General features: G+C 64.6%; 18 protein-coding genes. 11 read left to right on the top strand and 7 right to left on the bottom strand.

The window, feature by feature from the left end; all coding sequences use genetic code 11:
- Positions 1-7: 7 nt before the first annotated feature.
- Complete coding sequence (locus VB738_RS01620; RefSeq protein WP_323304074.1) at positions 8-499, bottom strand: nucleoside deaminase; 492 nt, start codon at positions 497-499, stop codon at positions 8-10.
- A 78-nt stretch (positions 500-577) separates the two neighbouring features.
- Here VB738_RS01620 and VB738_RS01615 point away from each other — a divergent pair, with 78 nt between their 5' ends.
- Entirely contained in the window at positions 578-1015 is a 438-nt protein-coding gene (locus tag VB738_RS01615; RefSeq protein WP_323304073.1) for a DUF6970 domain-containing protein, read from the top strand.
- Here VB738_RS01615 and VB738_RS01610 read toward each other — a convergent pair whose 3' ends face one another.
- Positions 1016-2752: a mechanosensitive ion channel family protein gene (locus tag VB738_RS01610; protein WP_323304072.1), complete on the bottom strand. Its 1737-nt coding sequence runs from the start codon at positions 2750-2752 to the stop codon at positions 1016-1018. It abuts the gene before it with no gap.
- Entirely contained in the window at positions 2749-3264 is a 516-nt protein-coding gene (moaB, locus tag VB738_RS01605; protein WP_323304071.1) for a molybdenum cofactor biosynthesis protein B, read from the bottom strand. Before moaB ends, VB738_RS01610 begins: the two co-directional genes overlap by 4 nt.
- A 94-nt stretch (positions 3265-3358) precedes the next feature.
- Here moaB and VB738_RS01600 point away from each other — a divergent pair, with 94 nt between their 5' ends.
- Positions 3359-3553 (top strand): hypothetical protein, encoded by a 195-nt coding sequence (locus VB738_RS01600; protein WP_323304070.1) that lies wholly within the window; start codon positions 3359-3361, stop codon positions 3551-3553.
- Between the two features lie 14 nt (positions 3554-3567).
- On the opposite strand, the gene VB738_RS01595 is transcribed toward VB738_RS01600, so the two are convergent.
- A complete protein-coding gene (locus tag VB738_RS01595; protein ID WP_323304069.1) occupies positions 3568-4581 on the bottom strand; it encodes a methyltransferase in 1014 nt (337 codons plus the stop codon).
- 144 nt (positions 4582-4725) lie between these two features.
- On the opposite strand from VB738_RS01595, the gene VB738_RS01590 reads away from it, so the two are divergent.
- A complete protein-coding gene (locus VB738_RS01590) occupies positions 4726-5373 on the top strand; it encodes an NAD(P)H-dependent oxidoreductase (RefSeq protein ID WP_323304068.1) in 648 nt (215 codons plus the stop codon).
- A gap of 40 nt (positions 5374-5413) precedes the next feature.
- On the opposite strand, the gene VB738_RS01585 is transcribed toward VB738_RS01590, so the two are convergent.
- Both VB738_RS01585 and VB738_RS01580 read right to left on the bottom strand, forming a co-directional pair.
- Complete coding sequence (locus VB738_RS01585) at positions 5414-6952, bottom strand: metallophosphoesterase (RefSeq protein ID WP_323304067.1); 1539 nt, start codon at positions 6950-6952, stop codon at positions 5414-5416.
- Between the two features lie 10 nt (positions 6953-6962).
- The gene (locus tag VB738_RS01580; RefSeq protein WP_323304066.1) at positions 6963-8267 is read right to left on the bottom strand and encodes a diacylglycerol kinase family protein; all 1305 of its coding nucleotides are present in this window, start codon (positions 8265-8267) and stop codon (positions 6963-6965) included.
- 35 nt (positions 8268-8302) lie between these two features.
- Here VB738_RS01580 and VB738_RS01575 point away from each other — a divergent pair, with 35 nt between their 5' ends.
- Together VB738_RS01575 and VB738_RS01570 are read left to right on the top strand one after the other, a co-directional pair.
- Entirely contained in the window at positions 8303-9211 is a 909-nt protein-coding gene (locus VB738_RS01575) for an MBL fold metallo-hydrolase (protein ID WP_323304065.1), read from the top strand.
- Positions 9212-9295: 84 nt separating this feature from the next.
- The gene (locus VB738_RS01570; protein WP_323304064.1) at positions 9296-9457 is read left to right on the top strand and encodes a phage integrase N-terminal SAM-like domain-containing protein; all 162 of its coding nucleotides are present in this window, start codon (positions 9296-9298) and stop codon (positions 9455-9457) included.
- Positions 9458-9492: 35 nt separating this feature from the next.
- Here the strand turns inward: VB738_RS01570 and VB738_RS01565 are convergent, their stop codons facing one another.
- Positions 9493-10227 (bottom strand): SDR family oxidoreductase, encoded by a 735-nt coding sequence (locus tag VB738_RS01565; RefSeq protein WP_323304063.1) that lies wholly within the window; start codon positions 10225-10227, stop codon positions 9493-9495.
- Positions 10228-10393: 166 nt separating this feature from the next.
- Between VB738_RS01565 and VB738_RS01560 the strand changes: the two genes are divergently transcribed.
- The 6 genes from VB738_RS01560 to VB738_RS01535 all read left to right on the top strand — a co-directional run bounded on the left by VB738_RS01560 (position 10394) and on the right by VB738_RS01535 (position 14692).
- Positions 10394-11326 carry an AraC family transcriptional regulator gene (locus VB738_RS01560; RefSeq protein WP_323304062.1) on the top strand — a complete coding sequence of 311 codons (933 nt, stop codon included), beginning with the start codon at positions 10394-10396 and terminating at the stop codon, positions 11324-11326.
- Between the two features lie 456 nt (positions 11327-11782).
- A complete protein-coding gene (locus tag VB738_RS01555; protein ID WP_323304061.1) occupies positions 11783-12175 on the top strand; it encodes a VOC family protein in 393 nt (130 codons plus the stop codon).
- Between the two features lie 87 nt (positions 12176-12262).
- Positions 12263-12949: an SAM-dependent methyltransferase gene (locus tag VB738_RS01550; RefSeq protein WP_323304060.1), complete on the top strand. Its 687-nt coding sequence runs from the start codon at positions 12263-12265 to the stop codon at positions 12947-12949.
- Positions 12950-13141: 192 nt separating this feature from the next.
- Positions 13142-13777: an alpha/beta hydrolase gene (locus VB738_RS01545; RefSeq protein WP_323304059.1), complete on the top strand. Its 636-nt coding sequence runs from the start codon at positions 13142-13144 to the stop codon at positions 13775-13777.
- Between the two features lie 120 nt (positions 13778-13897).
- Positions 13898-14110 carry a hypothetical protein gene (locus tag VB738_RS01540; RefSeq protein WP_323304058.1) on the top strand — a complete coding sequence of 71 codons (213 nt, stop codon included), beginning with the start codon at positions 13898-13900 and terminating at the stop codon, positions 14108-14110.
- A 69-nt stretch (positions 14111-14179) separates the two neighbouring features.
- A complete protein-coding gene (locus tag VB738_RS01535; RefSeq protein ID WP_323304057.1) occupies positions 14180-14692 on the top strand; it encodes a DUF4269 domain-containing protein in 513 nt (170 codons plus the stop codon).
- Positions 14693-14697 lie beyond the last annotated feature (5 nt).

The following is a 14697-nucleotide window of genomic DNA, read 5'->3' as shown; positions in this document are numbered from 1 at the left end:
GGGGGTCTCAGTAGCGAACCCGGTCAGACTTGGCCTGGTACTCCTTCCAGACCTCCACCGCCTCCTCCCTCAGGATCTGCGTCAGGCGAATGGAGCGCTGCTCCTTGGGCAGGGCCAGCTGCTCGTAGATCGGTCGATCGTCGAAATCCCCGTATTCCAGGGCGTCCTCCACCGTGGCGGCGTAATACACCTCCTCGATGCCGGCCCAGTAGCAGGTGGCCATGCACATCGGACAGGGCTCGGCGGAGGTGTAGAGGATGCAGCCGGGCAGCTTGAAGCTCTGCAGGGTGATGCAGGCCAGCCGGATAGCCTCCATCTCGCCGTGCCAGGTGGGATCGTGGCTGGCCACGACACGGTTCATCCCCTGGGAGATGACCACGCCATCCCTGACGATCACGGCCCCGAACGCCCCGCCGGTGCCGTACTCGATGGCGGCTTTTCGTGACAGCTGAATCGCCTGGCGGATGAAGGTCTCGTGGTCCGGCGTCGCTGCAGCCATGAACCTTCCTGCGCAGGCCCCACCGTACCCGCGCCGTCCGTGGCAGCCTCCCTTTTGAGATCACGCCAGGGGCCGCCGATGGCAAGCACTGCCGACCGGCGCGGGCCCTTGCGGGGGGCGGGCCTGGCCGCAACCGCCCTGGCCGCCGCCACCTTGATGGTGACTGCCCTGACGGTGATCGCCCCCACGGCCCTCGCCTCCCCCGCAGCGCCGCTGCCGTCGACGCTTCCCGCCCCGCCGTGGCTGCAGCGGCTGATCGGCCAGCTGAAGGCCCAGCCGCCGGGCAATCCGCCCCAGTCGGTGTGGCGCTATCGCTACCGGGGCCAGGTCGTCTACTACCTGCCGCCCCAGTGCTGCGACCAGACCAGCGTGCTCTTCGATGCCGAAGGCAGGGTGATGGGCGCCCCGGATGGGGGGCTCACCGGCCGCGGGGACGGCCGGGCCGCCGATTTCTTTGCGCAGCGCCGCCAGGGCCTGCTGCTGTGGCGCGACCCACGGGGTTCGGCCCCACCCTGATCAGCCCCTGGCGGCCAGCTCGAGACCATCGGCCAGGGGGATGTTCTCCTGCTGGAATCGGGCCACCAGGCGCCGCTGCAGCTCGCGGGAGCAGGCCCACTGTTCGCCGGCCACGGTGGTGAGCAGGGCACTCACGGTGATGCCCAATGGTCCGGTGGTACTGACGCCCCGCAGCAGCGGCGCTGCCAGCAGCCGCGGTCCCCAGGTGGTGTCGGTGTGGAAGAGGGCGAGCTCTTCGTCCACCACCGCCAGGGCGTGGTCGATGTCGGTGCAGCGGTGGGACACCAGCAGCTTCACCACCTCGCCGGAGCGGAGCTTGGTGTGGTTCACCACCCGGTCGAAGGCGCTGTTCTGGATCACGGCCACCCGCTGGTCGAGACAGCGCAACTGGGTGCTCAGCACCCCCACATCCACCACGTCGCCCTCGAGGCCGCCGATCTCGACCCAGTCGCCGATGGCGTAGCGATCCTCGATCAGCACGGCGAGGCCGGCGGCGAAATCGCGCAGCAGCCCCTGGAACACCAGGGCCAGGCCCCCCAGCAGGGCGCCGCCGGCCAGCAGCAGGGAGGAGGAGGCGGCCCGGATGCCGGGAATGTCGATCAGGATCCAGCCGCTGGCCACGATCACGCAGGCCAGATCGATGAGGCGGTGGCTCACCCGCAGCAGGCTGCGGTGCCGCTGCTCCCGCCGCGCCTGCTCCTCCACCGGCACCCTGGCGCTGTCGGCCCACTGGTGCAGCAGAAACGTGGCCAGGGAGCGCACCAGCAGGGCGAGCAGCCCGACGATCAGCACCTTGAGGAAGGAGTGAACCGGCTGAAGCAGCAGTTGCAGGCCCAGGGGCACCTTGCCCGGGACGGCCATCACCCCCAGGGCCAGCATGACCATCAGCTCCAGCAGCACCGCCAGCAGCAGCAGCAGCCCGAACGCCTGGTGGAGCTGCAGGCGTTGTTCGAGGGCCCGATCCGGTGTGGGGCGGCGGCGGCCCAGGAGCCTGGCGCGGCGATGGCGGTTCTGGCGCCAGAGCCAGAGGGTGCCGGCGGTGAGCAGGGCCAGCGCCAGTTCCAGGGCGAAGGTGAATCGCCAGCGGCGGCGCAGGTCGGCCGGCTGCATCACCCGGCGGGCATGGCGCAGGCGGCTCTGCAAGCGCCGCTGCCAGCGTTCCCCCAGGGACCAGGCGCTGGTGCCGTTGAGGCTGGCGTCGGCGCGGGTGATCGTGAGCAGCGGCAGGGGTTCGGAGCGTTCCGGCACCCGGGCCTCGAGAACCACATCCCCACCTGGCAGCTGGCGGCGTTCGACCACCAACTGGTCGGGGGCGCTGCCTGTGACCGTCTGGAGCGGCGGCTGTTCACAGGCCCCTTCGTTTCCCCCCAGCACCTGCAGCAGGACCCACTCGGCGATCTGTTCGCTCTCGCTGCAGAGCTGCTGGGGGTCGTAGAGCAGGCGCAGGTTGCCTTCGATCACCTCGGCGCGGCGCTGGGCGTTGGGCGCGTCGTCCTGGTTGCCCACCACCGGGGAGGCGACGGTGAGGGCGGGGACGCCAAGGATGCGGACCTTGGCCAGCTCGAAACTGCCTGCCGCCACCACGCCGCTGTGGTCGCCCGGGGCGGCCGCAGCCTGAGGGGGGGCGGCTCCGCTGGAGCCCGAGGCGTCCGCCGACAGGGCCGGGGCCAGGAGCAGGGAAAGGCCCAGAGCCATCAGCAGGGCGAAGGCTCCCAGCCACCAGGGGCGTGCCCTCACGGCGCCTGATCGGCGGGTTCGGTGAGCCGCGGCAGCAGCTGCACCAGGTTGCAGGGGCGGGTGGTGGCGTCGAGCTGGGTGCGGATCAGCCGGTCCCAGGCGGTGGACACCGCATCGAGGGAGCCGGGCAGCACGAACACCACCGTGCCGTTGGCCACCCCGGCCAGGGTGCGGCTCTGCAGGGTGCTGGTGCCGATCGTCTCGAAGGAGAGCACCCGGAACAGCTCACCGAAGCCCTCGATGGTCTTGTCCAGCAGGGGGACCACCGCCTCGGGGGTGCCGTCGCGGCCGGTGAGGCCGGTGCCGCCGGAGCTGATCACCACCTGCACGGCGGGATCGGCGATCCAGCGGCTCAGCTCGGCGCGGATGCGGTAGCGGTCGTCGGGCACCAGGGTGCGCTCCACCAGCCGGTGGCCGGACGCCTCCAGACGCTGCTGCAGGGCGTCGCCCGAGGGGTCGTCGGCGAGGGTGCGGCTGTCGGAGACCGTGAGCAGGGCGATGGAAAGGCTCACGGATCCTGGGGCTGGGCTGGCCCAGACGCTAGGGCGGGGAGCGCCTCTGGCACACTGCCTGTCGAGGAACGCAGGCCAAGCGGAGAGCCCGGGGATGACCTGGAAACGGCTGGGGCGGGGGCTGCTCTTCGGCCTGGCGGGCTTTCTGCTCAGCACCGGCCTCAGCTATCTGCTGGTCCTGCAGCTCTACACCCGCCATGACCGCGAGCTGGCCGCGGCGATGGGCAGCTTCTTCTTCTTTGGTCCCATCGGCGGGGCCATCGCCCTGGTGATCGGGCTGCTGGTGTGAGGTGGTGGGTCCCTTCAGGCTGCCGCCGCCTCCACCACCGCGACCGGTGACGGGGTCGGGTGAATGGCCACCAGGCGCAGGCCGGCACGCTCCAGCAGCTGGGTGTAGGCCGCGGGGGTGCGTTCCCGGCCGCCCTCGGTCATCACCAGCATGTTGAGATCGAGCAGCTTGCCCGGGGCCGGATCGTTGCCGGGGGGGATCACCTGCTCGAGGATCAGCAGCCGCCCGCCAGGGGCCAGGCCGGCGCGGATGTGACCAAGGATCGTCAGGCAGGCCTCATTGCCCCAGTCGTGGAGGATGTGCTTGAGCAGGTAGGTGTCGCCGCCGGCCGGCACGCCGGCGAAGAAGTCGCCAGCGGCGATGGTGAAGCGTCCCTCCAGCTCCGGCGGCACCGCCACCGGCGCCACCACCGCCGGCTGGTCGAAGAGCGTGCCGCGTAGGTGGCCGTGGTGGCGCAGCAGCGCCTGCAGCAGTGCACCGCGGCCGCCGCCCACGTCGATCAAGTGGCTGGAGGCACTGAAGTCCCAGGTGGCCAGCAGGGCCTCGGTCTCGACGCGGGAGAAGTCGGTCATGGCGCCGTCGAAGATGGCGCCGCGTTCGGGGTTGTGGCCGTACCAGGCGAAGACGGGTTCGCCGAAGTGGTGGCGGAAGGCGCTCTCGCCGCTGCGGACGCTGTGGAGCAGGTCGGCCCAGGCGTCGTAGTGCTCGCCGCCGAGCATGCGCATGAACTGGCGCTGGGAGCCGGGATGGTCGCTGCGCAGCAGCTCCGCCAGGGGGGTGAGCACGAAGCGGCGCGGGCCGGTCTCGGCGAACAGGCCCAGGCTGGCCAGGCCCCGCAGCAGCCGGAACAGGGACTCGCCATCGGCAGCGCAGCGGCCGGCGAGCTCCTCGGCCGTCAGGCCGTCGGGGCCGGCGGCCGCCAGATGGTCGGCGATCGCCAGTTCGGCGGCCACGTGCAGCATCTGGGTGATCCAGTTGCCGCAGGCGAGCTGCAGGAACCGGCTGGTGAGGTCCGCGCTGGGGTCCATGGGAGCGGGGATGGGCGCTGCCGGTCTACACCTGTCCCTGCACCAGGAGTGGTCACGGCCGGTGACCGGGGCACCGACACAGACGTCCCGTGCGCTGACCCCTTAGGTTCCGGGCGAGACCCCCCGTCACCGCGCTCCCCAGCCATGACTCTGAGCTCCTCCGAGCTGATTGACGCCCTGCATTGGCGCTACGCCACCAAGCAGTTCGACCCGGGCCGCACCATCCCTGCGGACACCTGGGCGGCGCTGGAGCAGGCGCTGGTGCTCACCCCCTCCTCCTACGGCCTGCAGCCCTGGAGGTTCCTGGTGATCGAGGATCCGGCCCTTCGCGCCGAACTGCGGCCCCATTCCTGGAACCAGTCCCAGATCACCGAGGCCTCCCACCTGGTGGTGTTCCTGGCGCGGCGAACGATCGAACTGGCCGATCTCACGCGGCTGATCGAGGCCACGAGTGCTGCTCGCGGCTTGGCGGCGGAGCAGCTGGAGGGCTACCGGCAGCTGATGCAGAAGGACCTGGTCGACGGCCCCCGCAGCGCCGCCATCGCCACCTGGGCCAGCAACCAGGTGTACATCGCCCTGGGCAACTTCATGACCGCCGCCGCCCTGCTGCAGGTGGACACCTGCCCGATCGAAGGCTTCTCGCCACCCGACTACGACCGCCTGCTGGGCCTGGAGGCGACCCCCTACCGCAGTGCCGTGGTGTGTGCCGCCGGCTATCGCGATCCGGCCGACAAGTACGCCGACCTGGCCAAGGTCCGCTACCCGCTCGATGCGGTGATCGAACACCGCTGATCCGCTGCGCCAACCCTGGCCGCCCCCACCCCGCACGGGATCAGGCTGGCGGTGGCAGCAGGATCGGATCGAGGGTCCGGTGCCGCCAGCGGCCCTCGGCCTTCTCCGCCACCAGCGGCGTCAGCGTGAGTCTCAGGGGGCTGCCGGCCGCCACATCGACCCGCAGGGCGGAGTAGGAGCGGCGCAGGGAGGAACCCCGGCCACTGCGGCCGAGGAACAGCTGCGAGCGGGCCACCACCCTGGCGGCGTCGGGGGGGGCCTCCTGCAGCAGCGGCCCTTCCGGCCGTTGGCGGCGCAGGCTGTAGCCGCTCCCGCCGCAGATCAGCCACGGAATGTGGGCATCGCCATGGCCGGTGTCGGCGGTCTGGAGATACTCCAGGCAGTGGGCATGGCCGCTGAAGGCCAGATCGATCAGGGGCCGCCCGGCTGGCCGTGGCCCGAGGGCACTGGCCACCCGATCGAGGGCCCCGCGCAGCCGGGCGCGCACCGCCAGGGTCTGGCCCTGGTCCCATTTGCTGACCTCGGTGACGACGGGGGGATGGTGCAGCACCAGCAGCCGGCCCCGCACCTCCGGGTTGCGCCAGGAGGCGATCAGGGCGTCGGCGAACCAGTCGAGCTGCTCCTGGTCAACCGCCGGCGGCCCGCTCTCGAGCTGCTTGTCGATGTCCCGGATCTGCTCGTCGAGCTGCTCGGCCTTGGCGGCCCGGTCGTCGCGGGCGTCCTCGTCGCCGCCCGGGGGACCGAGGGAGAGCAGCAGGGTGGCCCGCTCGGCGTCGAGTTGCTGGCGGCGCCGGCGCAGCTCCCCGTCGTCGGCGGAGGCCGGCAGGGGCTGGTTGAAGGTGTTGGAGTCGAGGGCGAACACATCGACGCCGGCCCAGCGGAAGGTGTAGTGGCGATGGGGCAGGCGGGTGAAGGTACCGGGGCGGTAGAGCAGGCAGCGGGCCCCGTCGACCGTGGCGGTGCGGGTGCGGGCGAGGTGCTCCTCCAGCCCGGTCTCGGGCACGGCGGCGAGGCCATCGAGGAAGGCACGGGCCCAGGCCTGGCCCACGAAGGAGCCATGCCAGCCCACATCCAGCTGGATCCAGGGGCGCAGCAGTCGCCGCGGCGGCGCCGTCAGGCCGGCCAGCAGCCCCAGCGGCAGAGGCAGGTCGTAGTAGTCGTGGTTCCCGAGCACCGGCAGGAACGGCACCCGGAAGACGAGCCGGTCGTAGCGCAGCCGGTCCCACTCCTCGCCGCCCACGATCCATTCCCGGTAGGGACGGATGAAGTTGTCGGGGTACTGCTCGCTGGAGCCCACCGGGTAGACGACATCGCCGGTGTGGAGCAGGAAGCGGGCATCGGCGCCATGGGCGAGCAGCTGCTCCGCCACCCGCCGCTGGGGGGTGTCGCGGCGATGCAGCCCGGTGCCGCTGTCACCCAGCACGAGGAAGGAGAAGGCCTCGGGGCTGCCCGGATCGCCCGCGATCGCCAGGCGGCAGGGGTCGATGCCGTGGCGGGCGAGGGCGGGATGGCCCCAGCGCACCCGGTCGGCCATGCGGCTGATCTTGGTGGCGACGCCCGCCTCGGTGGCCAGGTTCATGGGGGCCCGTTCACGGTGGGGGCAACGGGGCGAACACCGTCAGGGCGCCGGGCAGGCAGGTGAAGGTGACGGGGTCGGCCTCGAGCATCTCGCCGTCGATCACGAGGCGCTGGGGGGGGTCGGTGGTGATCGTGATGCGGCTGGCCCGCAGACACAGGAGGTCCGGATGGTTGGCGGGCGACTGCACCACGGCGGAGGTGAGCAGGGAGGCGAGGGCGTTGAGGCCCTGCAGGCGGGTGGCGGGGGAGGCGATGGTGACCTCCAGCAGACCGTCATCGGGGATCACCCGCCCGAAGCCCTGGGCCAGTACGGAGGTGGCGGGGGCCACGTTGGCCACGGTGATGGCGGCGGCCTGCACGTCGGTGACGGTGCCGTCGATGTCGACCCGGGCCCGGAACGGCTGCTGGGACGCCAGCTGCTGGGCGCCGGCGAGCACGTAGGCGAGCGGGCCGAGCATTGTCTTGAGCTCGCGGGTGGCCCGATCCACCATCCCGGCCTCGAAGCCGACCCCGGCCAGCAGGGTCATCGGCACGTCGTTGCAGCGGGCAGCATCCACCACGTGGGTGTGGCCGGCCAGGATCGTTTCGCAGGCGGCCACCAGATCGGTGGGAATGAACAGCGCTGAGGCGAAGGCGTTGGCGGTGCCGCGGGGAAGGACGCCGAGGGGAATGCCGGTGCCCGCCACCGCCCCCGCCACGGCCGAGACGGTGCCGTCGCCGCCGCAGGCCACGATCATGGCGTTGTCGGCTTCGTCGGCCGGTCGGGCCTGGAGCAGGGCGACCAGTTCCCGGCACTGGTCGCCCGGGTCGGTGCCGGCCCGGGTGAGCAGCACGGTCACCAGGAGCTGGGGCTCGAGGATCGAGCGGATCAGGGCCAGATCGGCGTTGGCATCCCCCTGGCCGGCGACGGGATTGAACACGAGGTAGGCCGAGCGGCCGTGGGACAGGCCGCGCAGGGCCAGCTCGGCGGTGGCGGCGTTCAGGGCCAGGGGCACGCCAGCCAGTTCGCAGGCGCGGATCAGCAGCCCGGCGTCGGGAGGGGTGCCCGCCGGCAGCTCCGGATCCAGGAAGGCCACCACCAGGTCCACCTCACGGGCGAGCACCTTGGCGGCGACCTGGATGTCACCCCCCTCGGCGAGGGCCGCCAGCGGTGTGACCCGCAGCTGGGCGGTGCGTGGGTCGTTGCCGAGCCGCTCCGCCAGTTCGGCGCTGGTGAGCAGGGGGAAACCATTGACCGCCAGCGACTGCCGGTCGAGCCAGTCGAGCAGCGCCTCGCGGCGCGACGCACTTGCCAGCAGCGCCAGGGCATGGGCCATGGGGATCAGGCTAGGGGCGTCGCCGCCACCTTCCCATGGCCCGTCCCGAGCAGCGCCTGGCCGCCAACACCCCCGGGCCGTTCTATGTGGACCGGACCTGCATCGACTGCGGCACCTGCTGGCAGTTCGATCCGGCCCACTTCGCCCCCACCGGCCGCACGTCGCACGTGTGGGCCCAGCCGCAGGGCGAGGGCGAGACCCGCGCGGCCCTGATGGCGCTGCAGGCCTGCCCGGTGGCGGCGATCGGCACCAGCAGGGAGTTGCTGGCCCGGAGCCCGGCCGACGGCTTCCCGGCCCCGGTGTGCAGCCTGCCGGCGGGGGCGGTGCATTACGGCGGCTGGGCGTCGCGCAAGAGCTTCGGGGCCAGCAGCTGGCTGATCACCCGGCGCCACGCCGATGGCCGGCCCAACAATGTGCTGATCGATTCCCCGCGCTGGAGCGGCGCCCTCGCCCGCCGGATCGGGGCCCTGGGGGGCCTGCAGCGGATCCTGCTCAGCCACCGCGACGACGTGGCCGACCACGACACCTGGGCCCGGCACTTCGGCGCCGAACGCTGGATCCACACCGCCGATGCCGACGCCGCCCCGGAGGCGGAGCACCGCTTCGAGGGCACCGAAGCCATCACGCTCGACGACGACCTGCTGGTGCTGCCGGTGCCGGGCCACACCGCCGGCTCGGTGGCGGTGCTGTTCGCCGGCCAGGTGCTGTTCAGCGGCGACCACCTCTGGTGGGGCGAGGATCCCCCCGGGGTGGTGGCGTCCCGCCGCTACTGCTGGTGGGACTGGTGGGAGCAGGTGCGCTCGGTGGAGCGGCTGCTGGATCTCGACGTGCGCTGGCTGCTGCCCGGCCACGGCCGCTGGCACCGCTTCGCCCCCGGCGAATGGCGGCGCGAGCTGGAGGCGACCCTGGCGCGGCTGGTGGAGGAGCCGGGCGGGGAACCCTGAAGGCGGCTCCGACCCCGCTCCCATGGCTCCGACTCCCGGCCCGAGGCCGATGGATCGTTACCGGGAGGAACTGATGCCCATGGGGTGAAGCGCTTTCTGCGCGTTCACAGGATGCGGCATCCAAGCGACATGGGCGAGGAGGAGATCCATGCCTTCCTGTCGCCTCTGGCCACAGTGGGCAGGGTGAGTGCCGCCACGCAGAACCAGGCGTTATCCGCTTCGATTTTCATTTTGTCTGTAAGTTGAACTGTGCCTTGCCATGAGGATGAATGGGCAATGCTTTAGAATGCGCTGGCGGTCGGGCGTACAATAATTTCATTGACATCTACATCCGCTGGTTGAGCAATCGCATAGATGACAGCTCTGGCGATCGCATCTGATGTGAGTGCCGTCTTGCGAAGTTCCTGTAAAAAACCCTTGCTGGCATTGTCCGTGATATCGGAGCCAAGTTCAGTTTCGACCACGCCAGGGGAGATAAGCGTGACACGGATATTCTTTGACTCCTGACGCAGCCCATCGGAGATTGCCCAAACTGCGTATTTTGTGGCGCAATAAACGGCAGCAGTAGGTCCGACCCAATGAGCGGCGATCGACGCAGTATTGATAAACTGTCCACCGCCTTGCGCTTCCATGATCGGCAGTCCCGCTGCAATGCCATTTAATACGCCGTGAATGTTGACATTGATCATGGTGTCCCATTCCTCAACTTTCAGGGCATCAAGCCGTGATAGCGGCATCACGCCTGCGTTGTTAAAAATCACATCAACACGACCAAACCTATCTTTGGCAAAGTGAATGAACGCTTTCACATCCTCACGATTGGTGACATCCACCGCTCTAAATTCTGCTGTGTTGCCCTGACAACGAATATCCTCGACAATCTTGCCGAGCTTCTCTGTCCGTCGCGCTCCTAGAACAACGTTTGCGCCATTTTGTGACAGCAATCGAGCAGTTGCTTCGCCAATTCCACTGCTGGCTCCGGTAATGACGACAACTTTCTTTTCAACGTTCAACATAGTTGCTTTTCCTGGCTGATGAGTTTGTATTGACTCACAGTAAGAGCAAAGGCAAGATAGCTCAATACATAGACCTCCCGGATTCTTGCCTAATCCTCCAAGCTGGGATTCTGTTGGTCGTCTATAATGCTGAGTGGAAGGTGATTCCATGAGTCGGTAAAATCCCATGACACCTCAAATCATTCGCTCAGTTAGCCATCAAGCTGAGATCACAAAGCAGTGCCAGGAGTTGGCAGACCTGATCACTAGTCATACCGATGGCAAGGGAAATGGGTTTCATCAAACCGCGATCGCTCAATTGGAATTTCAGCGAGAATCTTCAGTGTCCACTGCACTACGCGGTGTTTGTGACCCGATCTTTGCAATTCTGGTTCAAGGTAAAAAAGAACTGTTTCTGAATGAGGACATCTATCGGTATGGTGCGGCGCAATACCTGGTTGTATCAGTTGATCTGCCGCTAACCGCATTTGTTGTAGAGGCAACTTCTGATAAGCCTTATCTGGGATTTAAGCTGATGTTAGATCCCTATCAACTCTGTGATCTGATAATTCAAGCCAGTGCGGTTCAACGTCAGCAAGAAAATGCTGTGAGAGGCTTATTTGTCAGTACGATTGATATACCGCTGCTCGATTGCGCTCTCAGGCTGACGAAACTTCTGGATACACCACAGGATATTCCCGTCCTGGCACCGCTAATCATTCGCGAACTCTATTACCGCCTTTTAATGAGTGACCAAGGCGCAGCAGTTCGCCAAATTGCCACATCGGGTAGCACTATGCAGCGGATTGCTGAGGTGATAAAACAGCTCAAGGCTGAATTCACACAGCCATTGCGTATCGAGGATTTAGCAGGACAAGCCGGGATGTCTGCTTCCTCGTTTTATCATCACTTTAAAGCCGTGACATCCATGAGTCCGCTGCAATATCAAAAACACTTGAGACTCCTCGAAGCGCGCCGTCTGATGCTTGCTGAAAACTCTAATGCTTCCACTGCTGCCTATCAAGTAGGGTATGAGAGTCCGTCACAATTCAGTCGCGAGTATGCTCGGTTGTTCGGTGCGCCGCCGATTCAAGATATTGAACATCTACGGACACCATGAACATAACCTGTATCCTTATGGGTATTGCTGAATGTAGAACTTATTCGCAGATGGGCTATCTTGCAGTAGGGGTGGTTCTCAAACCTCCCCTACGAAACTCATCTGTCAGATCAGCAACGCCTTCTTGTGATTTAGATTGAAGTTGGAGGAACGCGATCGCCGCCGAGCAATTCCAATGTAGCGGACGGTGAAAAGGTACTGGATTTGAGTTGAAGTTCGTCTGTCGCTGCTGATTTAAGGCGTTGGGCCTCTCAACGCCCATGCCAAGCTTCTACCACCAAATCGCCCCTGATTACCACCATGTCGATCCACGCTGGGCTGGCAGCATCCGTCGCCACGGCGAGCAACTCTCTGCTCTCATCGCAGCAGATTAGGTCGTACCAGCAATGCCTTTTGAGCCTGCGGCGCTGAGACCACAAAACACGAGCCACGCTCTCAACAGCACGTGTTCCCACCATGAAACTCGGCTACACCATCGTCTACGTCCCCCGCGTTGCGGACTCGCTCCAGTTCTTCGAGCGGGCCTTCGGCCTTGAGCGGAAGTTCCTTCACGACTCAGGTGACTACGGCGAGCTCAAGACAGGAGAAACCACCCTCGCCTTCGCCTCCCATGCACTGGGTGCAATGAACTTTCCAGCCGGTCACGTGCATGCCAGCGAGTCCCAGCAACCCCTGGGTATGGAGATCGCTCTCGTCACCGAAGATGTGCAGGACGCCCACCAATCCGCCATCAAGCATGGAGCCAAGGAGCTGGCTGCACCCGTGGCCAAGCCGTGGGGCCAGACCGTCTCCTATGTCCGTGCGCCAGACGGTACGCTCATCGAACTTTGCACTCCTGTTGCCGGGTGAACGGTGCTGCCTAATCCCTCGGTCAAACTGAGCACCAACGGCAGGCCACCTGCTTCGCTCGAACGTTAGCCATTCGCGAACGGCATCATGTTCACGCTTGATAAGGTTGTTCCTTGGGGTCGTTCTTTCGAGGAATACACAGCCATGTTCTTGCTGGCCGAGGCCGAGATGGCAGGCCGAATCCTTGGCTGTGGGGACGGACCTGCTGGCTTCAATGCAGAAGCAACAAGAAGAGGAGCCAGGGTTGTTTCCTGCGATCCACTCTATGCGTTCAGCAACGCCGATATTGAAGCTCGTATTACCGCTACCTATGAGCAAGTGATTGATCAGACGAGGCAGAACCAGAAGGAGTTCGTTTGGGAAGCCATCACATCGGTCGATGAGCTTGGCAAGGTCCGCATGGCCGCCATGAATGCGTTCTTGGCTGACTATCCTGCCGGCCTCATGGAGGGTAGGTATGTGAATGCGGCTCTACCTTCTCTGCCATTTCCTACCGGCGACTTTGACTTAGCCCTCTGCTCGCATCTTCTCTTCCTGTATAGCCAACAGCTGGACGAAGAGTTTCACCATGCCTCACTGCTGGAGCTATGCCGCGTTGCCAAAGAAGTCAGGGTGTTTCCACTGCTTGCCTTGGGCGGTGCACGTTCGCCCTATCTGGAAGGGAGTGTCGAGATGCTGCGTACAGCTGGACACAACGTATCGATTCAGCGGGTGAACTACGAGTTTCAGAGAGGCGCATGTGAAATGCTGCGGATTCAACGCGCTGATGGCTAGCATCAAGATTCAGCGCAAGGCTATAACGGTGCTTGATCCTTGCGTAAGGCCACTGTCAGCCGATGACCTTGAGCGTTAGTCGCTTTTGTCTTTCCAGATCTGAGTATGTTTGGAATCAATTCAACGCACTTCACTTTTTGTCCCTCGGCTCTCGTCATTCCGTAGGTTTCATCGCTGGCTGCTGGCTCTGCCTTGATTTCTGATGATGGAGGCACAATGACAAACCCCTCAAAGTCTGCCGGAGTTCACCTGATGACTTTCACAGGAACTCTCTACGGCACACAAATTTTTCCAACCTCTCATCTGCCAACGCCTGTGGTGCTGATCATTGCGGGTTCAGGTCCGACTGATCGCAATGGGAACGGGCCTCTGGCTGGCGAGAACAACAGCCTCAAGCAACTGGCTGAAGGATTAGCCGATCACGGCATTGCCTCGATACGCTATGACAAGCGTGGTATTGGAGAAAGTTCAGCTGCAGGGCCTGAAGAAGTTGATTTGCGTTTTGATACTTATGCTGATGATGCAGCACTCTGGATTCAACGACTCCAGCTCGATCCTCGTTTCTCAAGCGTCACCGTCATTGGTCACAGTGAAGGTTCTCTGATCGGAATGCTGGCGACCAGCAAAGTGGAAGCAGATGCGTTTGTCTCCATCGCCGGACCCGCCCAAGCGGCATCAAAAATACTACGAAAACAGCTACAATCGAGATTGCCTGATCCATTGTGGCTGCAGAGTGAGCAGATTCTTGTTGCTCTAGAGCAAGGTAACCCTGTGATCTCCGTTCCACTGGAATTACATATGCTCTTCAGAGCGAGCGTCCAGCCTTAGCTCATTTCGTGGTTCCGTTACACCCCTGCCCAGGAGATCAGGCGCCTCACGATACCTGCTCTCATTGTTCAAGGAACCACGGATATCCAAGTGCCAGTCAGCGAGGCGGAAGCCCTGAGAATGGCCAAGCCTGATGCGGAGCTCAGGATGATTGAAGGGATGAATCACGTCTTAAAGGCTGCTTCATTAGACCCTGAACAGCAAAAGGCTTCCTACTCCGACCCAACGCTTCCAGTTGTGCCTGAACTTGTTGAAGGGATCAGTCAATTCATTCATGCCCGTGAGAGGCTTCGTGAGTCTCATCAGCCGCTGCGCCGAAACGTGCCACAGTGACTTCTTGAGTGGAAAAGTCTATTTGCGTTCGGTGAGCTTGATCGTTATCCCACCTGACTTCGATTCCACATGCGAATCCCTTACGAGCAAGCCATTGAGAGGCTTGGCCTGCTTGCCAACCTGTGTTCATTCGACCCAATAGTGATCGGAACGCTGCCGCTTGAAATTGATGTTTCCAGTAGCGATATCGACATTGCCTGCTCTTGTGACGATCTTGACCGGTTTGCAGAATTCACATCGCGTCAATATGAATCGCAAGATGGCTTTCAAGTTCGACACAGCATCTTTCAAGAGCACGCATCCATTGTTGTTCAGTTCCATGCACTTGGATGGGATGTTGATATCTTCTGTCAACCCATTCCGACAGCCAAACAGTGGGGCGTACGGCATTTTCGGGTTGAACAGCGGTTGCTCGTCTTGTCTCCTGGCCTGAAGTCGGCCGTGACGGAATTGAAATGTTCGGGCTTGAAGACCGAACCTGCGTTTGCCAAAGCTCTTGGATTGTCCGGTGAGTCTTATGCGGCAATCCTGGGACTTGAGCATTGCGACGACCGTGAGTTGTTGGCCCTATCTGGGATGTAATGAAA

This window comes from Cyanobium gracile UHCC 0139, from assembly GCF_034931325.1.
GTDB classification, from domain to species: Bacteria; Cyanobacteriota; Cyanobacteriia; order PCC-6307; family Cyanobiaceae; genus Cyanobium; species Cyanobium gracile_B.
The sequence above is the reverse complement of the archived record's forward strand: the minus strand, read 5'-3'. Positions and strand labels throughout refer to the sequence as shown.